The 21,088-nt window shown below is 72.0% G+C and carries 21 protein-coding genes; 11 read left to right on the top strand and 10 right to left on the bottom strand.

What is annotated here, in order from left to right:
- The first annotated feature begins 119 nt into the window (after positions 1 to 119).
- On the top strand, positions 120 to 1,292 hold the full coding sequence (locus ACQPXB_RS16835) for a citrate/2-methylcitrate synthase (protein ID WP_366587917.1): 1,173 nt from the start codon (positions 120 to 122) through the stop codon (positions 1,290 to 1,292).
- 6 nt (positions 1,293 to 1,298) lie between these two features.
- Here the strand turns inward: ACQPXB_RS16835 and ACQPXB_RS16830 are convergent, their stop codons facing one another.
- The gene (locus tag ACQPXB_RS16830; RefSeq protein WP_432853053.1) at positions 1,299 to 3,137 is read right to left on the bottom strand and encodes a bifunctional sugar phosphate isomerase/epimerase/4-hydroxyphenylpyruvate dioxygenase family protein; all 1,839 of its coding nucleotides are present in this window, start codon (positions 3,135 to 3,137) and stop codon (positions 1,299 to 1,301) included.
- Positions 3,124 to 3,993 carry a shikimate dehydrogenase gene (locus ACQPXB_RS16825; protein WP_432856678.1) on the bottom strand — a complete coding sequence of 290 codons (870 nt, stop codon included), beginning with the start codon at positions 3,991 to 3,993 and terminating at the stop codon, positions 3,124 to 3,126. The genes ACQPXB_RS16830 and ACQPXB_RS16825 overlap by 14 nt, the downstream gene beginning before the upstream one ends.
- 157 nt (positions 3,994 to 4,150) lie before the next feature.
- Here ACQPXB_RS16825 and ACQPXB_RS16820 point away from each other — a divergent pair, with 157 nt between their 5' ends.
- Entirely contained in the window at positions 4,151 to 4,807 is a 657-nt protein-coding gene (locus ACQPXB_RS16820; RefSeq protein ID WP_432853050.1) for a TetR/AcrR family transcriptional regulator, read from the top strand.
- 5 nt (positions 4,808 to 4,812) lie between these two features.
- Here the strand turns inward: ACQPXB_RS16820 and ACQPXB_RS16815 are convergent, their stop codons facing one another.
- The 5 genes from ACQPXB_RS16815 to ACQPXB_RS16795 form a co-directional block, all read right to left on the bottom strand.
- Complete coding sequence (locus tag ACQPXB_RS16815; RefSeq protein WP_432853047.1) at positions 4,813 to 5,577, bottom strand: N-acyl homoserine lactonase family protein; 765 nt, start codon at positions 5,575 to 5,577, stop codon at positions 4,813 to 4,815.
- Positions 5,574 to 6,926, bottom strand: coding sequence for an MFS transporter (locus tag ACQPXB_RS16810; RefSeq protein WP_432853044.1), 1,353 nt, complete (start codon positions 6,924 to 6,926; stop codon positions 5,574 to 5,576). Before ACQPXB_RS16810 ends, ACQPXB_RS16815 begins: the two co-directional genes overlap by 4 nt.
- Positions 6,927 to 7,153: 227 nt before the next feature.
- Positions 7,154 to 9,085 carry a S9 family peptidase gene (locus ACQPXB_RS16805; protein ID WP_432853041.1) on the bottom strand — a complete coding sequence of 644 codons (1,932 nt, stop codon included), beginning with the start codon at positions 9,083 to 9,085 and terminating at the stop codon, positions 7,154 to 7,156.
- Positions 9,086 to 9,211: 126 nt separating this feature from the next.
- Entirely contained in the window at positions 9,212 to 9,976 is a 765-nt protein-coding gene (locus ACQPXB_RS16800; protein ID WP_366587997.1) for a putative hydro-lyase, read from the bottom strand.
- A 28-nt stretch (positions 9,977 to 10,004) separates the two neighbouring features.
- Positions 10,005 to 11,237: an NRAMP family divalent metal transporter gene (locus ACQPXB_RS16795; protein ID WP_366587898.1), complete on the bottom strand. Its 1,233-nt coding sequence runs from the start codon at positions 11,235 to 11,237 to the stop codon at positions 10,005 to 10,007.
- Positions 11,238 to 11,329: 92 nt separating this feature from the next.
- On the opposite strand from ACQPXB_RS16795, the gene ACQPXB_RS16790 reads away from it, so the two are divergent.
- From ACQPXB_RS16790 to ACQPXB_RS16775, 4 genes are read left to right on the top strand one after another with little or no spacing between them, the layout of a single operon-like run.
- Positions 11,330 to 12,151: a creatininase family protein gene (locus tag ACQPXB_RS16790; RefSeq protein WP_364046235.1), complete on the top strand. Its 822-nt coding sequence runs from the start codon at positions 11,330 to 11,332 to the stop codon at positions 12,149 to 12,151.
- 3 nt (positions 12,152 to 12,154) lie between these two features.
- Positions 12,155 to 12,931 (top strand): GntR family transcriptional regulator, encoded by a 777-nt coding sequence (locus tag ACQPXB_RS16785; RefSeq protein WP_432853036.1) that lies wholly within the window; start codon positions 12,155 to 12,157, stop codon positions 12,929 to 12,931.
- A gap of 3 nt (positions 12,932 to 12,934) precedes the next feature.
- Entirely contained in the window at positions 12,935 to 14,179 is a 1,245-nt protein-coding gene (locus ACQPXB_RS16780; RefSeq protein ID WP_432853033.1) for an MFS transporter, read from the top strand.
- A gap of 48 nt (positions 14,180 to 14,227) precedes the next feature.
- Entirely contained in the window at positions 14,228 to 15,220 is a 993-nt protein-coding gene (locus ACQPXB_RS16775; protein WP_366587890.1) for an LLM class flavin-dependent oxidoreductase, read from the top strand.
- Here ACQPXB_RS16775 and ACQPXB_RS16770 read toward each other — a convergent pair.
- Entirely contained in the window at positions 15,192 to 15,662 is a 471-nt protein-coding gene (locus ACQPXB_RS16770; RefSeq protein ID WP_432853030.1) for a nuclear transport factor 2 family protein, read from the bottom strand. The two genes, ACQPXB_RS16775 and ACQPXB_RS16770, sit on opposite strands and share 29 nt — an antisense overlap.
- Before the next feature lie 302 nt (positions 15,663 to 15,964).
- On the opposite strand from ACQPXB_RS16770, the gene ACQPXB_RS16765 reads away from it, so the two are divergent.
- From ACQPXB_RS16765 to ACQPXB_RS16745, 5 genes are all read left to right on the top strand, one after another.
- Complete coding sequence (locus ACQPXB_RS16765) at positions 15,965 to 16,831, top strand: oxidoreductase (RefSeq protein WP_432853027.1); 867 nt, start codon at positions 15,965 to 15,967, stop codon at positions 16,829 to 16,831.
- A 47-nt stretch (positions 16,832 to 16,878) separates the two neighbouring features.
- Positions 16,879 to 17,352, top strand: a complete 474-nt coding sequence (locus ACQPXB_RS16760) for a DUF664 domain-containing protein (RefSeq protein WP_366587882.1) — start codon at positions 16,879 to 16,881, stop codon at positions 17,350 to 17,352.
- Between the two features lie 75 nt (positions 17,353 to 17,427).
- Entirely contained in the window at positions 17,428 to 17,823 is a 396-nt protein-coding gene (locus ACQPXB_RS16755; RefSeq protein WP_386953077.1) for a YciI family protein, read from the top strand.
- On the top strand, positions 17,823 to 19,037 hold the full coding sequence (locus ACQPXB_RS16750; protein WP_432853023.1) for an RNA polymerase sigma factor: 1,215 nt from the start codon (positions 17,823 to 17,825) through the stop codon (positions 19,035 to 19,037). The genes ACQPXB_RS16755 and ACQPXB_RS16750 overlap by 1 nt, the downstream gene beginning before the upstream one ends.
- A 97-nt stretch (positions 19,038 to 19,134) precedes the next feature.
- Entirely contained in the window at positions 19,135 to 19,521 is a 387-nt protein-coding gene (locus ACQPXB_RS16745; protein WP_432853020.1) for an Imm1 family immunity protein, read from the top strand.
- Here ACQPXB_RS16745 and ACQPXB_RS16740 read toward each other — a convergent pair.
- Both ACQPXB_RS16740 and ACQPXB_RS16735 read right to left on the bottom strand, forming a co-directional pair.
- A complete protein-coding gene (locus ACQPXB_RS16740) occupies positions 19,518 to 19,874 on the bottom strand; it encodes a DUF2568 domain-containing protein (RefSeq protein ID WP_432853017.1) in 357 nt (118 codons plus the stop codon). The two genes, ACQPXB_RS16745 and ACQPXB_RS16740, sit on opposite strands and share 4 nt — an antisense overlap.
- Before the next feature lie 68 nt (positions 19,875 to 19,942).
- Positions 19,943 to 21,028 (bottom strand): MFS transporter, encoded by a 1,086-nt coding sequence (locus ACQPXB_RS16735; protein ID WP_432853014.1) that lies wholly within the window; start codon positions 21,026 to 21,028, stop codon positions 19,943 to 19,945.
- Positions 21,029 to 21,088: the final 60 nt, after the last annotated feature.

The following is a 21,088-nucleotide window of genomic DNA, read 5'->3' as shown; positions in this document are numbered from 1 at the left end:
GGTCCGGAATCCGTTGTCAACCCGATGTTTCTGTTCCGTGACAAGCATTGGCGGTCACTAGACTCGCCGCGAATCGTCACCGCGGCACGAGATCGCCGACAGAGGAGGGGGCACCAGTCGTGAGCACCGACACTGAGGTGCTGTCGATCGCCGAGGCAGCCGACGTCCTCGGGGTCAAGCAGAGCACGGTGTACGCCTACATCAGCCGGGGCCTGCTGAAGCGCCACCGGCTCCCCCGCGACCGGCGCAGCTGGCTCTCGCGCAGCGAGGTCGAAGGCTTCGGACAGCGGAAGGGCACCCGCACGCTCCTGCACGACGACGAGCCGGCGGTCTCGGCCGACACCAGCCAGGTCGCGCGCCTCGACGGCGACACGCTGCTCTACCGCGAGCGCGACGCCGTGGAGCTCGCGCGCACGGCGTCGTACGAAGAGGTGGCCGAGCTGCTGTGGGAGCAGCCCGACGTGGCGCCCGCACGGGACCTCGAACCGGAGCTGGTCTCGGCCATCCACCGGCTGCAGGACACCATGCCGGCGAGCAGCCTGCCGCTCGACCGGCTCAAGGTCACCGCGACGCTGCTCGGCGCGCGCGACTCGTTCCGCTACGACCTGTCCGTGCCCTCGGTGCTCTCCGCGGCGCGCACGATGGCGCCCGCGTTCGTGGAGTCGCTGCCGCAGCCGGGCGCGGTGTGCGAGGGCGGCCGGCCCATCGCCGAGCGGCTGTGGGGCCGGCTCACCGCGGAACCCGCGACACCGGAACGGCTCGCAGTGCTCTCGGCCGCCCTGGTCCTGCTGGCCGACCACGGTCTCGGCCCGTCGACGCGCGCGGTGCGCGAGGCCGCGGCCAAGGCGGCGGACCCGTACTCGGCCGTGCTCGCGGGCATGAGTGTCGCGAGTGGACTGTTGCTGGGCGGTGGGTCGTCACTGGCCGTGCAGGCGTGGCTGAACGACATCGCTTCGCCCGCTTCGGTTTCCCGGGTGCTCGAACAACGCCTGCTGCGCGGCGACCGGCTGTCCGGCTTCGGGCAACCGCGCTACCGCAGTGCCGATCCCCGCGCCTCGGAGCTGCTGCGCCTGCTGGCCGAGGCGCCTGCCGACCCCGAACGGCTCGCGATCGTCGAAGGGGCCATCGACCTCGTGCGCCGCCGCCGCGATCTCGAGCCGAACGTCGAGTTCGCGTTGGGCGCCTTGTGTTTCGTCCACGGCATGGCCGAGGGCGCCGGGGAGGCGGTGTTCGTGATCGCCCGCACGGCCGGGTGGATCGCGCACTCACTGGAGACCTACACCGTCCAGTGAGGACACTCAGCCGAGGCGGCTGCGGCGGTGGGCGGCCATGCGGACGGGGGCGTTGCCGGCACCGTAGCCCGCGTAGCCGTCGATGCGTTGCAGGACCTCGAAGAACACGCGCCCGCCGAGGATCTCGGTGAAGAAGTGCAGCAGGACGCCGTGTTCGTCGCGGTCGTAGAGGATCGAGTGGGCCCGCAGGGCGTCGAGCAAGTCCGGCGGCGGGGCGAGGCGGGCGTCGAGGTCGTCGTAGTAGTTGCCGGGGATCGGCAGGATCGGGGCGCCGAGTTCGCGCATCACACGGGCGCTGGCGAGCGCGTCGGCCGTGGTGAAGGCGATGTGCTGCGGTTCGCGCACGCCCGGGGCCCAGTCGCCGCGGCGCAGCAGGGCGGAGTCCAGGGCCAGGCGCACGGTGCCGCGCTCGGTTCCGCCGCTCACCGTGCGGCTGCGCACGAGACCGAACGGCGCGGCGAACTCCGTGACCGGGTCGGGTTCGAGGCCGAGCACCGCGCGGTAGAACAGCGCGGCCTCGTCGAAGTGGTCGAACGGCTGCGTCAGCGACACGTGGTCGACGCCCGTGACTCCGGCGTCCGCGGCTTTTCCCGCCACGGCGGCGAAATCGTCCAGCCAGCTGTCGCCGGGACCGGTGCGGCAGAAGAACACCGAGGTGCCGTCGGGCGCGGCGACCGCGGACAGGTCGGCCTCCCCCGCGCTGTGCGTGCGCGGCAGCACCGGCGCGAGCAGCCGCTGCGCGCGGTCGGCCGAGGCCACCGGGTCGGCGCTCTCCACCGCCAGCGCGGCCACGGAGGCCCCCGGGTCGGATCCGGCCGAGTTCACGAGGATCCGCGCTTCGCCCTGCTGCCACAGCGCGACGGGTTTGGTCCGGTGCTGCCCGGCGTGCGCGAAGCCGAGCGCCGCCAACGCCTGCTCGACGTCGGTGCCGGCCGTGGCGATCTCCGTGAACGCGTGGCCGCTCAGCGCCGGGGCGGGCGGCAGCGTCGTCGCGCCGAGCGATTCCTCCAGTGCCAGCAGCGATCGCATGGCGTCGACGGCGGCCGGGCCGGGGTCGGCCTGGCGGAACACGTCGTTGAACACCTCCAGCGACAGGGGCCCGTCATAGCCGGCCGCGCGCACATGGCCGGTGAAAGCCGTGAGGTCGAACGCGCCCTGGCCCGGAAAGAGCCGGTGGTGGCGGCTCCACTGCAGCACGTCCATCTCCAGCCGCGGCGCGTCGGCCAGCTGGAGGAAGAACAGCTTCTCGCCCGGGATCGTGCGGATCGCCGCGGGATCGCTGCCCCGGGACAGGATGTGGAAGCTGTCGAGGCACAGCCCCAGCGCGGGGTGCGCGGCGCGGCGCACGATCCGCCACGAGTGCTCGTAGGTGTTCACGAACCGGCCCCACGCCAGGGCTTCGTACGCGATCCGCAGCCCGCGCGCGGCGGCGCGCTCGGCCAGGGTGTGCAGCTGTTCGGCGGCGAGATCGTCGTCGTCGACGGCGTCCGGGGACACCGAGGAGCACACGAGCATCGTGTCGGCGCCGAGCTGTTCCATCACGTCGAACTTGAGCTCCGCGCGGCGCAGGTTCGCCGCGAGCACGGTGGGCGCCACGGCCTCGAAGTCGCGGAACGGCTGGTAGAGGTCCACCGTCAGGCCGAGGTCCGCGCAGTGCTCGCGCACCTGTTTCGGCGACCACGGCGAGGCGATCAGGTCGTTCTCGAAGATCTCCACGCCGTCGAACCCGGCAGCCGCGGCGGCGGTGAGCTTGTCCTCGAGCGTGCCGGACAGGCAGACGGTGGCGATCGCGCGGCGGTTTTCGAGGGCGCGATTTTCGAGGGCGCGGGTTTCAGTCGAGGACATCGGCGGGTTCCCTTTCCCCTGGGGAGGCGAGGCGGTCGAAGTGCCGCCGCATGCGGGCGGCGTCGGGTTCGGCGCCGGTGAACAGCGCGAGTGCGTCGGCAGCCTGGAACACGGCCATCCGGCCGCCGTCGAGCACGCGGCAGCCGCGCGCGGCGGCGACGCGCACGAGCTCCGTCTCCAGTGGCCGGTACACGACCTCCGCGACCCACAGCCGCGGATCGAGCAGCTCGGCCGGCAGCGGCAGGCCCGGGTGCGCGGCCATGCCGACGGGGGTGGCGTGGACCAGACCGTCGGCGCCGGCCAGCGCCGACGCCACCGACCCGCCGGCCGAAGCCCGCTGCGCACCGAACCGCTCCTGCAATGCGAGGGCGAGCGTCTCGGCCCGCATGGTGTCCAGGTCGAGCACGCGCACCCGGCCCGCGCCGAGCGTCAGCAGGCCGTGGGCGACGGCCGCTCCGGCGCCGCCCGCGCCCAGCAGCACGACGGACTCCAGCGGCACCCCCGGCAGCCCCGTTTCGAGGCCGCGGGCGAAGCCGGACCAGTCGGTGTTGTGCCCGGCCGCCGTGCCTTCGCGGAACACCACGGTGTTCACGGCGGCCAGTGCGGCGGCGTCGGCCGACAGCTCGTCGAGGTGGTCCAGCACGACCTGCTTGCACGGGTGCGTCACGTTGAGCCCGGCGTAACCCGCGGCGCGCGCGGCCGCCACCACCTCGCCGGCGGCGCTCGCGGGCAGGCCCCAGTCGTCGAGGTCGAAGCGGCCGTACGCGAGCCGCAAGCCGAGCCGGGCGGCCTCCGTCTCGTGCAGCGGCGGGCTCAGCGACGGGCCGATGCCCGAACCGACGAGCCCGGCGAGCACGGTGCCCGGGCCGGCGCGGCGGGCGTGCTCGCGGACCGCGTCCACGACCGTGGCTGGGTACACAGGTTTCCTTTCGACGGGCCGGTGGCGCCGGGCGGGTTTGTCGCGAAACGGCCTACAGTGGGGCGAGATCCATCCGGAGGGAGAAGGGACGTCCGTGGCCGCACCGTCGCCGGAAGACGCCGCCGGGAAAGACCGCACCCGCGACGCCGAGCGGACCAAGGCCGAGATCCTCGACGTCGCCGCCACGGAGTTCGCCGAGAAGGGCTACGACGGCGCCCGCGTGGAGGAGATCGCGGCGAAGACCCGCACCACCAAGCGGATGATCTACTACTATTTCACCAGCAAGGACCAGCTCTTCGTCACGGTGCTGGAGCGGGCCTACACGGTGATCCGGTCGCTGGAGCAGGAGCTCGACGTCGACCACCTCGACCCGGTCGACGCGATCCGCCAGCTCGCCGAGCTCACCTTCGACCACCACGAATCCCACCCCGGCTTCGTGCGGCTGGTGAGCATCGAGAACATCCACCGCGCCGAGCACATCGCGCGCTCCACCACGCTGTCGACGCTCGCCAACCCCGCGCTCGACGTGCTCACCCGCATCCTCGAACGCGGCCGCGCGGCCGGGCTCTTCCGCGACGACGTGGACGCGCTCGACGTGCACATGGCCATCAGCGCGTTCTGCGTGTTCCGCACCGCGAACCGCTACACGTTCAACGCGATCTTCGGCCGCGACCTGCTCGACCCGGCCACGCGCGAACACCACCGGCGCATGCTCGGCGACCTGCTCGTGAGCTACCTGACCGCGAGCTGAGGCCCTCACGCGATCCTCGCGATCCGGCCCGACGGGTCTGCCGGGTAGCGGTCGAGCACGCGCGGGTCGTGGCCGGGCAGGAAGATCCCCGACGGCCCGGCCAGCTCCCGGATGCGGTCGAACGCGCCGTACACGTCGGTGGTCGAGTGCAGCAGCGGCGCCGGGTGGTCGGCTTCGAGGTTCTCGTAGAAGTGGCTGGCGTCGGAGGCGACCACGAGCCGGCCGGCCGCGGTGGCGATCCGCACCACCTGCGTGCCGGCGGTGTGCCCGCCGACGAGGTGGACGCTGAGGCCGGGCACGACGTCGGCGTCGCCGTCGACGAGCCGCAGCCGGTCGCCGGCCTGGAGCCGGTGCAGCTCGACCTCGTCCAGCAGCCACTTCTCCCGCGTGATGCGCCGGGCCCACGGACCGGTCCAATAGTCCATTTCGGACTGCTGGACGACGTGGGTCGCGTCCGGGAAGGCGCTCGCCCGGCCGGCGTGGTCGTAGTGCAGGTGGGTGAGCACCACGTGGTCCACGCCCGTGGGCTCGACGCCGAGCTCCGCGAGCAGCTCCACCGGGTCGGTGTAGTCCAGCCCGGGCACCTCCGCCGCGCGTTCCGGACGCATCCCGGCGTCGACGAGCACCGTGTGCTGCGGGGAGACGGCGAGCCACACGTAGTACGCCGTCGGGTGCGGCTCGGCGGAATCCTTGCTGTGGCCCAGGAAGTGGTCTCCGCGGACGCCGTCGCGCCGGGCGTAGCACAGGGCGTGGACCTCGAACGTGCTCACTGCTGGACGCCGACCTCACTCGCCTGCCGCGCCGGCGTGTTCTTCAGGCCCAGCAACGCGGTCGGGACGCGGTAAGTCTCGCGGCCGGTGGCCACGGCGATCGCGTTGACCACGCACAGCCCGGCCGTGAAGGTCGCGACGCCGAGCCACGCGCCCCGCCCGTCCCCGGCGACGGCCGCCGCCACGCTCGGCAGGAAACCGCTGATGGCGAAGCCGATCTGCGTGCCGATCGCGGTGCCCGACAGGCGCACGCGGGCCGGGAACATCTCGCCGTAGAACGAGGGCCAGATGGCGCTCGTGGCCGTGTAGACGATGCCGAACATGCCGATGCCGAGCACGAAGATCCACACGTAGCTGCCGGCGGCGATCGCGCCGAGGTAGCCGAAGATGAGGACCGCGCAGCCGAGCGAGCCCGCGATGAAGATCTTCTTGCGGCCCTTGCGGTCGGACAGCTTGGCCCACAGCGGGATCGAGATCACGGCCGCGACGTTGGCGAGCACCCCGACCCACAGCATCGGCGTTTTGCTCAGCCCCACCGTGTTCACGGCGTAACTCAAGGCGTAGACGGTGAAGATCGTGCTCACCGAGGCGATGAGCGCGGCGACGATCACGCGCAGGACGTCGGCCCAGTGGTCGCGCAGCAGCACCGCCAGCGGCAGCCGGACGACCTCGCCGGCGGCGACCTCCTCGCGGAACACCGGCGTCTCCTCCACCGAGCGGCGGATGAAGTACCCGACCGCGACCATCACGGCGCTGAGCCAGAACGGCACGCGCCAGCCCCACGACAGCAGCGCGTCCTGCGGCAGCGCGGCGACGGGCAGGAACACGGCCGTGGCCACGATCTGCCCGGCCTGCGTGCCGCTGAGGGTGAAGCTCGTGTAGTACGCGCGGCGGTTCTCCGGCGCGTGTTCGAGGCTCATGGAGTTGGCGCTGGCCTGCTCGCCACCCGCGGAAAGTCCTTGCAGCAGCCGAAGAACGACGAGCAGCACCGGCGACGCGACGCCGAGTGCCTCGTAGCTGGGCAGGCAGCCGACGAGCACCGTGGACAGGCCCATGAGCAGCAGTGTCGCGATGAGCACGCGTTTGCGGCCGAACCGGTCGCCGAGGTGGCCGAGCAGCAACGCGCCGAGCGGGCGCGTGACGTAGCCGACGCCGAACGTCGAGAGCGCGAGCAGCGTGCCCGCGGCCGGTGAGGACGCCGGGAAGAAGATCTTGCCGAAGACCAGCGCGGCGGCGGTGCCGTAGATGAAGAAGTCGTAGTACTCGAGCGCGCTGCCGATCCAGGCGGCGAGCGCCGCTTTCGCGGGCCGGCCCGCGGCGGGCGCCGCTCGATCTGCTCGACCGTTCACGTTTGTCTCCTTCTGCGGTGCGCCGTTGCCTCGCCCGACGGCTAATGTACCGTGCGGTTAATTAGAGAGGGTGAAGGGCGCACCCGAGGTTGTCAAGGACGAGTTTCGGCGCGGGATCGGCGGCGGCCGGGTTCCACGGATCGCGGATCGATCCTTTGTGGAGGGTACGCGAAACGCCTCGGAAACCCGTGGTGGCCAGGGGTTTCCGGGGCGTGCTCGGGCTCGCGCTAGAGGTTCTCGACCTCGACCGGCTCGATGTCCTCGCCCTCGGGGAGGTCGAAGCCGAGGATCTGGCTGTAGAAGCTCAGCTCCGCGTCGAGTGACCGGTGGATGTTCTCCGCGCGGCGGAAGCCGTGCTGCTCGCCTTCGAAGAGGAGGTAGGCGACGGGCACCTTGCGCGAGCGCAGGGCGTCGACGATGAGCTCCGACTGGTTGGGCGGCACCACGGGGTCGTCGGCGCCCTGGAGGACGAGCAGGGGCCGGGTGAAGGCGTCGATGTGCTGGATCGGCGAGCGGTCGAGGTACACGTCGCGCATCTCGGGGTACGGGCCGATCAGGCGGTCGAGGTAGCGGCTCTCGAACTTGTGCGTGTCGGCCGCGAGCGCCTGGAGGTCCGCGACGCCGAAGAGATCGGTGCCCGCGGCGAACGGCGTGTCGGCGCGCGAGAGGGCGGCCAGCACCGTGTACCCGCCGGCCGAGCCACCGCGGATGAGGAGCTTGCCGCCGTCGACGCGGCCTTCGGCGGCGAGCCAGCGGACGGCCGCGATGCAGTCGGCGACGTCGAGGATGCCCCACGTGCCGTGGAGTTCCTCGCGGTAGGCGCGGCCGAAACCGGTGGAACCCGCGTAGTTCACGTCCACGACGCCGAAGCCGCGGCTGGTCCAGTACTGGATTCCGAGCGACAGCACGGGAACCGCGTGCGACGTCGGTCCACCGTGGACGACCACGACGACCGGCGGCTTCGACCCCGCGGGCCCCTCGAAGTCCGGGTTCGCGGGTGGGTAGAACAGCGCGTGGGACACGCGGTCACCCGACGGGAAGTCGATCGCCTCGGGCGCGGACACGTATTCGGCGCCGATGCCGGTGTCGCGGGGCTCGCGCACGGTGGCGACCTTGCCGTCGGCGGTCAGCGTGTACACGCTCGGCTCGGCGGTGGGTGAACCGGCGAGGAGGAGCAGCTCGTCGTCGCCGGCCGGCCGCAGCGCGCTGATCGCGGTGAACGGGGTGTCGAGGTCGGTCACGGTGCCGTCCGGGCTCGCGATCGCGAGCCCGTCGATGCCGCCGGACCAGCGGGCGAACACCACGCGGTGGTCGGCCAGCACCACGTACCGGCCCGTGCCCAGGCCCCAGGCCGGCACGCCGATCTCGGCGTCGAGCACGACCACCGGCTCGACGATGCCGCTCTGGCCGAGCCGGTAGAGGTTCCACCAGCCGGTGCGGTCGGACAGGAAGTACAGGGTGCCGTCGGCGTGCCAGCGCGGTTCGGACACCGACTCCCCCGGCCCGCCCGCGACCACGGTCTCCTCGCCGGTGGCCAGGTCGCGCACCCGCAGCTCGGTCGAGTCCCACGGCATGTCCGGGTGGTTCCACGCGACCCACGCGAGCTTCCCCGCGTCGGGCGAGAACCGCGGGCTCGCGACGAAGTCCGGGCCGGACACGAGCACCTCGGGCTCGGCGTTTTCGGTGAGCAGCACGATCTCGTTGCGCACATCGGCCGCGCCCTGGCCGGTTTCGGGATGGTGCTCCCGCACCACGGCCAGGCGCGTCCCGTCGGCGGTCAGGTCGCCGTCGGCGTACCGGTCACCGCGCGGCACCTCGGGCTCGGGGGTGACGGCTTCCGGCTCGCCATCGCGGCCGAGACGGTAGAGCCGCTGGTCGGCCCAGTTGGCGAACCACACCACGCCGTCGCGCACCCACCAGTCGGCCCCGCCGTACTCGTGCACGCTCGTGCGCGCCCCGAACCCGTCCGGCAGCAGGTCGGTGGTGCTCCCGTCGGCTTCGCGCCGCACGAGCTGCACCCGCCCGCCCTCGCCCGGCCGCGCCTCCGACCACACCACGGCGCCGGCGTCCGCCCGCACATCCGTGACGCGCACGGCGCTCTGCGTGATCAGGCTCGCGGTGAACGGCGTGGCCCAGGAACCGAACTCGGAGATCTGCACGGCGCCACGCTAGCCGATCTCCCGCACGCCGGGGGCCACGTTGCGCCCGTTGCCCCGCGGCGTTGCCGGATCGAACACAGCCGGATCGAACACAGCCGGTCGCACACTGCCGGATCGCGCATCGCCTCACACGGCGTACGTGTAATCCGGCACGTCGGTGACGAACATGTACCCCGGCGCGTGCGTGATCGCGAACGGCGGCTTCGACTGCATGATCGCGGCCTGCGGGGTGACGCCGCACGCCCAGAACACCGGAACCTCGCCCTCGCGGATCTCCACCGGGTCACCGAAGTCGGGCTTCGACAGGTCCTCGATGCCGAGCGCCTCGGGTGCTCCGATGTGGACCGGCGCGCCGTGCACGGCGGGGAACTGGCCGGAGATGCGCACGGCGTCGGCGACGCGGTCGGCGGCGATCGGGCGCATCGAGACGACCATGGGGCCGCTCAGGCGACCGGCGGGGGCGCACTCGCGGGTCGTCTTGTACATCGAGACGTTCTGGCCCTTGCTGATGTGGCGGACCTCGATACCGGCGGCGACCATGGGCGTCTCGAACGTGTAGCTGCAGCCGATGAGGAACGAGACGAGGTCGTCGTTCCAGTACTCCAGCACGTCGTCCGGCTCGTCGACCAGCTCGCCGTCGCGCCAGACGCGGTAGGCGCCGAGGTCGGTGCGCAGGTCGGCGCCGGGCGCGAGGTCGGTGTGGGGGCTGCCGGTGTCGGTGACGCCGATGATCGGGCACGGCTTGGGGTTGCGCTGGCCGAACAGGAGCGCGTCGTAGGCGTACTCGCGCGGCACGATGATCATGTTGGCCTGGGCGTAGCCGGGCGCCCAGCCTGCGGTGGGCACGCGCAGGCCGCCGCGGAAGGCTTCGCGGGATTCGGCCGGGCTCAGGGCAGGGGTGACAGTCATCAGCAGCTCCTCAGGAGAAGATCGAACCGAGTGAGGTGAGGGATTCGACGGCGGCGTACGCGGTGAACAGCCAGGCGGCGATGCCGACGCCGAGCAGCACCTTCGGGTAGCGGTAGCCCGCGATCAGGTCGCGGCGGCGCAGCGCCACCCACAGGATGATGGCCAGGCCGATGGGCAGCACGAGCCCGTTGATCGCGCCGGCGAACACCAGCATCGACTGCGGCGTCTGGCCCGCGGCGATGAACACGATCGTCGCGAGGCCGATCAGCACGATCACCGCGCGGTTGAAGTGCGTGCGCACGGGCTTGACGTAGGACTGCAGGAACGTGGCGGTGGTGTAGGAGTTGCCGATCACGCTCGTCATCCCGGCGGCCCAGAACACCAGGCCGAACAGGTGCAGCCCCACCGTGCCGAACGCCGACAGGAAGGCCGAGCCCGCGGCGTCGTTCTTGTTCGCCAGCGTCGCGCCGGTGGCGACCACGCCGAAGAAGCCGAGGAACAGCACGATCCGCAGCACGCAGGCCACGAGGATGCCGGTCCACGCGCCGCGGTTGATGCGCTTGAGGTTCGCCACGCCGGTGATGCCGGCGTCGATCAGCCGGTGCGCGCCGGAGTAGGTGATGAACCCGCCGACGGTGCCGCCGATCAGCGTGAGGATCGGCAGGAACGGCAGGCCCTTCGGGTCGACGGTGCCGACCGCGGCCTGGCCCACCGGCGGCGCCGTGGCCACGACCAGCGCGATGATCAGCGCGATCTTCACGAAGCCGAGCACCACCATCACGCGGTCCACAGCCGTGAGCACCGAGCGGACCAGGAAGATCGCGATGGCGAGGATGCCGCTGATCGCGGCGCCGATCCGCGGGTCGATGCCCAGCAGGTTGTGCAGGCCGAGACCGGTGCCGGCGATGTTGCCGATGTTGAACACGACCGCGCCCAGCACCACGAACACCGTGAGCACCTGGCCGGCGCCCGGGAACACCTTGCTCGCGATGTCCTGCGCGCGCTGCCCCGAGATGCCGAGGATGCGCCACACGTTGAGCTGCACGGCGACGTCGATGATCATCGAGACCACCACCGCGCACGCGAACGAGGCCCCGTAGAGCACGGTGAACGAGGCGGTCTGGGTGATGAACCCCGGTCCCGCCGCGCTCATGGCCATCAGCAGCGCCGCGCCGAACAACGGCGGCACGCGCAGCCGGCCCGGCCGGGCCTGCTGCGTGTCGGTACTGGTCACGCTGTCCATCCCACTCCTTGGTCCCGATTGGCGGGGGTTGCCGCGCAGCTTAAGTTAGACGTCTGACGTCTTACGACCTGTATCACCATTTGGGAGGCACCGTGGCGGAGAACCTGCCGTCGGTCTGGATCCAGGACCTGACCTGGGAAGAAGTGAGCTCGTACCTGGAAACCGAGCGGATCGTGATCGTGCCGATCGGCAGCACCGAGCAGCACGGCCCGGCCGGTGTGCTGGGGGTCGACTCGTACGTGGCCATCACGTTGGCCGAGGACGTGGCCGAGCGCAAGGGTGTGCTGGTCGCGCCCCCGATCTGGTACGGCGACTCGTCGCACCACGGCGCGTTCCCCGGCACCATCACGGTGCGCCCGGACACGCTGACGCTGCTGATCCGCGACGTCGCCCGCAGCCTCGCGCGCCACGGCTTCACCCGCATCATCCTGCTCAACGGCCACAAGGGCTCGAACCTGCCCGCGCTCAACAGCGCCGTGCGCGTCCTGCACGACGAGGAGCTGCCCGAGGTGCTCTTCGCCGTCGCGGACCCGCTGCACCTGGCGCGGTCGGCTTCGCCGACGATCAAGGAGACCAACGAGCACCACGCCGGTGAGCTCGAGCTCTCCCACGTGCACTACCGCTACCCGGGCAAGATCCGCACCGACCGCCTCACCGACGCCTCCGTCGACTTCGACGCGGTCTTCGGCGGCTTCGTCGGCAACGACCTGTTCGGCCCGGCGCCCGACGGCGTCGAGATCATCTGGTCGGGCGACGAGCAGCGGGCGTTCACCCCGACCGGCTCGTTCAGCTCGTCGAAGGGCCTCTCGGAGGACAAGGGCAAGCGTTACCACGACCACATCGTCGGGCGCCTGGGCGAGCTGGTCGACTGGCTGCGCACGTACGACGGCCCCATCGGCCGCCGCGAGGACTGACCCGTGGTCACGCGGATCCACCCCGAACCGGCTCTGCCGGCCGACCTCACGGCGATCACGTCCGACGCGTACCGGCAGGTCAAGGACCGGCTGCGCGAAGTGATCACGCGGCTCGGCGAGGCGGGCCGGCTGCGGCTGCCGTCGGAAGCGGAGCTGTCGGCCGCGCTCGGCGTGAGCCGGGCCACGCTGCGCTCGGCGCTGCAGTCGCTGCAGAAGGAGGGGCGGATCCGCCGGCTGCACGGCCACGGCACGTTCATCAACCGCCACGCGCTGGGCCTCGGCGCCAACCTCGCGGAGGCGGGCGCGTTCCTGGACCTGCTCGCAGAGGCGGGTCACGAGGCGTCGGTGCGCACGGCCGACCGGCGCCTGGTGGCACTCGAGGCGGACGTCGCGACGTCGCTGGAGATCCCGGCCGGCGAGCAGGCGCTGCGGATCGAGCGGGTCTTCGCCGCCTCGGGCGAGCCGGCGGTGCACAGCGTGGACCACTTCCCGGCCCGCCTGCTCGGCGCCGACCCGCGGGCGCTGGACCCCGCGCAGTCGACGTTCGAGTTCGTGGAGCGTCACCTCGGCCCGCCGGTGTGCTACTCCGTCGCCCAGGTGCGGCCGGTGCTGCCGCCGCCGGAAGTCGCCGCGGCGCTGAACATCCCGGCGACGCAGCCGCTGCTTCGGTTGCGCCACACCCACATCCGGGCCGACGAGCAGCCCGTGGCCGTCACGGTCGCGCACGTCAACGACGAATACCTGCGTTTTTCGGTGATCCGGACCTACCTCGATGAGTGAGAGATGACCACACTGGCCAACCCGCCGCGGCTCGACCGCAAGGCGTGGGGCGTGCTGGCGCTGACCCTGGTGTTCTGGGTCGCCGACGGCTACGACACGTTCGTGCTGCTGATCACCGCGCGGCCGACGCTCACCGAGCTGCTGCCGCACGACCAGCTGCCGCACCTCACGACGTACCAGGGTTACCTGGTCGCCATCACGCTCGCGGGCTGGGCCACGGGCGGGATCGTCGGCGGCGTGCTCGGCGACCGGCTGGGCCGGCGGCGGACCATGATCGTGGCCGTCGCCGTGTACAGCGTCTTCACGGCGTGCTCGGCGCTGTCCGGGAACTGGTGGGTCTTCGGGCTCACGCGGTTCCTGACCGGGCTCGGGATCGGCGCCGAGTGGGGCGTGGGCACCTCGCTGCTGCAGGAGGTGTGGCCGGAGCGGTGGCGGGCCCGGGGCGCCGGCTTGCTGCAGGCCGGGTTCTCCGTCGGCGGCGTGCTCGTGTCGGGCCTGTGGGTGCTGCTCGGCTCGACGCTCGGGCTGTCGTGGCGCTGGATGTACCTGTTCGGCGTGATTCCGCTCGTCGTCGTGCTGCTGGTGCGCCGCAGCATCCCCGAGTCCCCGCGCTGGGCGGCTCAACGCAAGCGAAAAGTCGGGATCGGCGAGCTGCTGGCGCCCGGCGTGCGGCGGAATTTCCTGGGCGCGCTGGCGGTTTCGATCGCGATCACCGGCGGCTGGTGGGCGGTGAGCTCGTTCCTGCCCAGCTTCGTCGGCGGGCTCGTCGACGATCCGAAGCGCATCGCGTTCTACACGGGCTGGGCCGGCGCCCTGTACAACCTCGGCGAGATCGTGGGCTGCATCCTGCTCGGGTTCCTCGCCGAGAGCTGGGGCCGCAAGCTCTCGATCCAGGTGTACTTCGCCGGGTGCGTGGCGATCGTGCCCATCGTGTTGCTGCTGGTGCACGACGCGGCGACCGCCACGTGGCTGCAGCTGATCGCCGGGTTCCTCACCGGCGGCGTGTACAGCTGGTACACCGTGCACACGCCGGAGCTGTTCTCCACGTCGATCCGCGCGACGGCGATCAGCGTGGTGTTCAGCGGTTCGCGTTATCTGGCCATGGCCGGCGCCGTGCTGATCGGCCCGCTGGCCTCGGCCGTGGGCGGGTTCGGCCACGCCGCCGCGATCTTCGCCCCGATCTACCTGCTCGGCATGCTCGCCGTGCTGTTCCTGCCCGAGACCAAGGGCAAACCCCTGCCGGACTGAGTGTTTCCCACCGGACCGAGTGCCTGTCGCTGGAAGAAAGGACCACCCATGACCGTGAAGGTCGACATCCGGGTTCCCGTCGGCCGCCCGCTGCCCGAGCTGACGAAGTTCATCGTGTCGTGTGAAGAGGCCGGGTTCAACGGCGTCGGCGTGCACGACCACCACCACTCGGGCCGCGACGTCTACTCCGCCCTGACGCTGGCCGCCGCTGCGACGTCGAAGCTGCAGCTGTACCCGGCCACCACCAACACGGTCACGCGCCACCCGCTCGTGCTCGCCGCGATCGCCAACTCGCTGGCCGAGATCGGCCCGGGCCGCGTGCTGCTCACGCTCGCGCCGGGGTTCCTCTCCGTCGAGAAGGCGGGGCGGCCGCAGGGGCGGCGCGAGCAGCTGAGCGAGGCGGTCACGGCGATCCGCAAGCTCGTAGCCGGCGAGACGGCCACTGTGGACGGTCACGAGATCAAGATGAACAACGTCGCCAAGCCCGCACCCGGGATCTTCGTGCTCGCGGCCGGGCCGAAGATGCTGGAGCTGGCCGGCGAGGTCGCCGACGGCGTGGTGATGCTCGCGGGCCTGCATCCGGACAGCATCGAAGCGGCGCGCTCGCACGTGCGCGCGGGTGCCCAGCGCGCGGGCCGCGCGCCGGAGTCGGTGCAGGAGATCCTCATCGTGCCCACGGCGATCGAGCCGTTCGACACCGCGCGCGAGTGGGTGCGGCGCTACTTCCGGCCGGACAAGCCGTTCCTCAACTACCCGAGCACCGCCAACCTGCGCTGGCTGCGCGCGGCCGGCCTCGACATCCCCGAGGACCACGACCCCACCGCGTTCACCTCGGCGCAGGCCAAGGAGATCAGCGAGGCGTTCGGCCTGTTCGGGCCCGCGGAGTACTGCGCGGAGCGGCTGCTGCAGGCTCAGTCGGAATCCGGAGTGGAGCACGTGTTCTTCTTCCCTTCGCACACGGCCGAAAGCGGCTACGACCTGCCGGAGGCCGACGTCGCCGCCTTCGCCGACGTCATCGGCCCGCGTCTGGCCGCGGGCTAGTCCCGCTTACGGGAACCGCTTCGCCCAGCGCCTGGACCACCGCGAGCGAGTCGAGGTAGTCGCGCCAGCGCACGACCTTGCCGTTCGCGACGGTGACGATGGAGACGAAGCGGTTCTCGTAGGGCCGGCCGGTTTCGACGACGCGGCCGTGCACTCCGTATTCGAGCGTGATCACGGACTTCTCGCGGTCGTGGTGCACGGCCAGGTCGCCGGCCCCTTCGAGCACGATGGCTTCGCCGTAGCCGCGATAGAGCTCGGCCAGCGCCCCGCGCCCCTCGACCCGCCTCGGATAGCCGGGCACCGTCACGACGAACTCGGTGACGACGTCTTCGGCGAGCAGGTCGAAGAAGTGCTCGCCTTCGACGTGGCCGGCGAGACCTTCTTTGACGACACCGAAAAACGGTTCGAGGGCGGCGAAATCTTCGAGGTGTTCCACGGTCATGGGCTGAGTTCCTGTTCTCGATCCGGGTTTGTCCGGTGTCGAGAACGGTAGGACCCGGCACCGACAGTTCCGGCTGCCGTGGCGTCCCTCGATCCGGTGAATGGGCCGCTGATTTTCGCTGGGCTCGGCGGCGTTTCGCTTCGGTGTTCGGTTCCTCGTGGCCGTGTCCACACCGGCGCCGGTAACCGCGGCCGGGAACCTAGCCCTGCCACTCCCAGGAAAACCGGGACCGTCCCTGCCGCCGGCCGGGCGGCGCATCGTGGAGGAGAGCACGGAAGACCCAGCAGGAAAGGCATCCGACCATGGCCGACAGCGTTCCCGGCGGCACCCTCAACCTCGCCGACGACCTCACCCTCAGCCGCATGGGCTACGGCGCCATGCAGCTGGCCGGCCCCGGCGTCTTCGGTCCGCCGAAGGACCACGACGAGGCGATCGCGGTGCTGCGCGAAGCGGTCGAGCGCGGCATCACCCACATCGACACCAGCGACTTCTACGGCCCGGTCGTCACGAACGAGCTCATCAAGGAAGCACTGCACCCCTATCCCGCCGGCCTGCACATCGTCACGAAGGTCGGGGCGCGCCGCGGCCCGGACGGCTCGTGGAACCCGTCGCTGGAGCCGGAAGACCTCAAGGCGCAGGTGCGCGAGAACCTGCAGCACCTCGGCCTCGACGCGCTCGACGTGGTGAACCTGCGCGTCGGCTCCCACGAGGGCACGGACGACACCCCGCTGAGCGGACAGTTCGGCGCGCTGGCCGAGCTGCGTGAGCAGGGCCTGATCCGCCACCTCGGGCTCAGCGGCGTCTCCGACGCGCAGCTCACCGAGGCGCAGGCCATCGCGCCCGTGGTCACCGTGCAGAACCTGTACAACCTGGTCACCCGCGCCGACGACGCCCTGGTGGCACGCTGTGCCGAGGAGAACATCGCGTTCGCCGCGTTCTTCCCGCTCGGCGGGTTCAGCCCGCTGCAGTCGGAGACGCTGGCCAAGGTCGCCGCGAACCTCGACGCGTCGCCGCAGCAGGTCGCGCTCGCGTGGCTGCTGCAGCGCTCCGCCACGACCGTGCTGATCCCCGGCACGTCGTCACGCGGGCACCTGCGCGAGAACATCGCCGCGGCCGACCTCGTGCTGCCGGCCGAAGCGGTGGCGGAGCTGGACGCCATCGGCGCCTGAACGTCCACTGTGGACTCGGACGCGATCGCGGGGTTAGGCTCACCGGCGTGATCACCACGGACGGATACCTGTACCTCGTCGACCGCGCGCTCGACGGGATGGCGGCCACGCTCACCGAGCTGGGCGACGAGCTCGCGAACGTCCGCCCCGAGGCGGCCGGGACGAACTCGCCGTACGCGATCGTCACGCACTGTCTCGGGGTGATGGCGTTCTGGGGCGGCCAGGTCGTGGCGGGCCGCGACGTGGCGCGCGACCGGGCGGCGGAGTTCGAGGCGGCGGGACCGGTCGCGCCGCTGGTGGAACGAATGCGGGCGGTCCGGGAGCGGTTCGGCGCCGACGTCGCCGGGTGCACCCCGGCCGCGCCGCCGAAGGGCGAGGTCCCGCCGAAGTACCGCGACACCCCGATCGGCGCAGCTCAGGGCCTCGCACTGCTGCACGTGTACGAGGAGCTGGCCCAGCACCGCGGCCACCTCGACCTCACCCGCGACGTAGTGCTCGGACCCCGCGACGAAACCGTGTAGAGGACACGGCGCCGGCTCCGTCCTTACAGTGAGCGTGCCGACGCGCGGCACGCCGGAAGGGGCGGAGGACCCACGATGACGAAGTACATGGTGATGCAGACGTACTCGGGCGGCGAGGCCTGCGACGCGCCGATGAGCGAGTGGTCCCCCGAGGACATCCGGGTGCACATCGCGTTCCAGCGGGCGCTCAACGAGGAGCTCACCGACAAGGGCGAGCTGGTGGACGCGCAGGGGCTGGCCGGGCCGGAGGCCGCGAAGAAGGTCGTGTCCGGTGGTGCGGGCGGGACCGTGGTGACCGACGGGCCGTTCACGGAGAGCAAGGAGCTGCTCGCGGGGTACCGGATCATCGACGTCGACTCGGAGGAGCGGGCGCTGGAGATCGCCGCGCGGCTCTCGGCGGCGCCCGGGCTCGGGGGCACGCCGATCCGCCAGCCGATCGAGGTCCGCCAGGTGATGAGCGCGCCGGCCTGATGGCGGCCGAGAGCGTCGAGGACCTGTTGCGCGCGCTCGCGCCGCAGGTCCTCGGCGTGCTGGCCCGGCGGTTCGGCGACTTCGACGCGGCCGAGGACGCCGTGCAGGAGGCCCTGCTCGCCGCGGCGCTGCACTGGCCGGACGAGGGCGTGCCGGGCAACCCGCGCGGCTGGCTGATCCAGGCGGCGGCGCGGCGGCTGACCGACGCGTACCGCAGCGACGAAGCCCGCGCGCGGCGTGAGCTGGCGGTGTTCGCCGAGCCGGTGGGCGCCGAGGTCCCGGACGAGGACGACACGCTCACGCTGCTGTTCCTGTGCTGCCACCCCGCTTTGACGTCGGCCTCGGCCATCGCGCTCACGCTCCGGGCCGTCGGCGGCCTGACCACGGCGGAGATCGCGGGCGCGTTCCTCGTGCCCGAGGCGACGATGGCGCAGCGGATCAGCCGGGCGAAGGGGAAGATCAAGGCTTCGGGCGTGCCGTTCCGGCTGCCGGCCGACGACGAGCGCGCACCGCGGCTGAAATCGGTGCTGCACGTGCTCTACCTGGTGTTCAACGAGGGCTACACCAGCAGCGCCGGGACGAGCCTGCACCGCACGGAGCTCTCGGGTGAGGCGATCCGGCTCGCGCGCCTGCTGCACGGGGTGCTGCCGGAAGACGGCGAGGTCACGGGCCTGCTGGCCCTCATGCTGCTCGTCGACGCGCGCCGCCCCGCGCGGACCGGGCCCGACGGTGACCTGGTGCCGCTGGAGAACCAGGACCGGACGCGGTGGGACCGGTCGCTGATCAGGGAAGGCGTCTCGCTCGCCACGGCGGCGCTTTCCGGCGGGCCCGCCGGCGAGTACGCGCTGCAGGCGGCGATCGCGGCGAGCCACGACATCGCGTTGCGCGCGCAGGACACTGACTGGCCCCGGATCCTGGCCCTCTACGAGCGGCTCGACACCTCGGCGGACAACCCGATGGTCACGCTGAACCGCGCGATCGCGACGGCGATGGTGCACGGCCCGGCTACAGGTCTGGACCTGCTCGCGACGCTCGACGGGCAGCTCGCCGGCCACTACCGCCTCGACGCCGTGCGCGCCCACCTGCTGGAACGCGCGGGCGAAACCCCGGCCGCGATCGGCTGTTACGAGGCCGCCGCGGCGCGCACCACGAACGCCCCGGAACGCCGCTACCTCACGGTTCGCGCCGCGCGGTTGCGGGCGGACCACCGCTGACCGTCCTCTTCGGACAGTGAGTCGATGTTCCACACTTCGCTCTCACAACGCGGCCCAGTAGGATCAGCACCGATCCTGACGGAAAGCGGAGTGGACCATGGCCACCACGGGTGATCGGCGGACGGGGTACGACATCACGAGCGTCCCCGCCGAGACGGTGCTCGCCGCGCTGCGGGCAGCCGTGCCGCCGTCGGCCACCTCGGGGGTCGTCTGGTGGATCTACGCCGGTCAGGGCCCTGGGACACCCCACCTCGTCGTCGGCCTGCGGGGTGACCGCGGCGCACTGGTGTGGCAGGAGAACGGCGCCGCGCACCTGCCCGCCGACGGCGCCGGCGCCGCGTCCGCCGACTACTTCAGCCTGCAGGGCGGCCACTTCCCGCAGCCCGCGGGCAGCGAGGTGCCGGCCGAACTCGTGCTCCGCGCGGTGGCGGAGTTCGCGGCGACCCGGGTCCGACCGGAGTGCGTCGCCTGGAAGCTGCCCTAGGCCGTCGCGGCGTCGAGGTGCATTAGCCTCACCACGGCGAGGTTCGCGACGAACAGGGCAGGTAGCAGGAGCCCGAGCGTCCGCAATCCCGAGAACCACAGGCCCGCGGCGGCGCCGCCGACCACGACGACGACGGTGAGCGCGTAGAGCAGCGGCGTGTGCAGCTTCGCGGTCGGCGCGGCGAACAGGGCCCACAGGCCGATGCCCACGGCGGGCGCGCCCAGGCCGAGCAGCAGCCTGCCCGCGGTGGACTCCCCCGTGTGGAACCCCCAGTACCCGAGCGCGGCGATCGCGGCCAGCTCCAGCAGGAAAGCCAGGCCCAGGTTTCCCCAGCGCCACACGGTCTCGATCACGGTCGCCTCCTTGAAGTGAGAGCAGTGCTCTCTGTCGGAAGCAGTGTTCACCCTTCTCGTTAGCGTTGTCAAGAGCACTGCTCTCGGATCGCCAGTGCCGCGGTCGCGAGGACGACGGCGAGCCACACCGGCGCGCGGTAACCGGTGCCGATGAGGCCGGCGGCGAGCCACGGCCCGGCGGCGGCGCCGACGTTGAGCGCCGCGGCGGCGAACGCACCCCTCAGCGCCGGCGCGTCCGGGGCGGCGCGCAGCACCTGCGCGACGGCGGTGGACCCGACGGCGAACGACAGCAGTGCCTGCACGGGGACGAGGACGAGCAGCACGGTCGCGTTCCCCGCACCGAACGCGAGGGCGAGCCAGCCGACGGCGAGCGCCACTTGCGCCTTTCGCGTGGCCGGACGCCGGCCGGCGAGCGCGACCCCGGCGGACGCCCCGAGGCCGAACAACGCGAGGAGGACGGGCAGCCGGCCGCCGTCCGAGTCCACCAGCAGGGCGAGGTAGGTGAACACGGCGAAGGTGGCGCCGTTGACGAGCGCGCCCCGGCCGAGCGCGGCCAGCACCCGTGGTCGCTTCAGCACCGCGAACTCGGCCATGACGGGTGCACTCGCGGTTTTCGTCCTGGGCGCCCACCGCGCGATGGCGGCGAACGCGGGCACGGACACCAGCGCGACCGCCCAGAACGCCGAGCGCCACCCCCACACCTGCCCGAGCACGGCGCCCGCCGGCACTCCGGCGATGCACGCCAGCGTCGTCCCGGTCAGCACCACGGCGGTCGCCCGCCCCTCGGCGCCGGGCGCGGCATCGGCCGCCACGGTCAGCGCGACGGCGAGAAACCCGGCCGTCGCAAGCGCGGCCAGCAGCCGCGTGCCGAGCAGGATGCCGAACCCGGGCGCCAGCGCCCCCACCACGTGCACCGCGATGAACACCCCGAGGTACCCCAGCAGCGCGCTCCGCCGCGGCCACCCCCGGCCGGCCACCGCCAGCACCGGCGCCCCGACCACCATCCCCACGGCGAACACCGCCGTCAGCGACCCCGCGGCGGCCGGCGAGACCCCCAGGTCCCGCGCCACGCCGGGCACCGGGCCCGACACCATGAACTCCGACGTCCCCTGGGCGAACACGGCCAGGGCGAGCAGATACGGCAACACAGACACTCCCGAGATCGACGTGACCGTCCTGTTCGGACGGTGAAAGAAGGCACGGTCGATCGGAGC

Source organism: Amycolatopsis sp. CA-161197 (assembly GCF_050942255.1).
Lineage (GTDB): Bacteria > Actinomycetota > Actinomycetes > Mycobacteriales > Pseudonocardiaceae > Amycolatopsis.
This window is presented reverse-complemented; position numbering and strand designations above follow the sequence as displayed.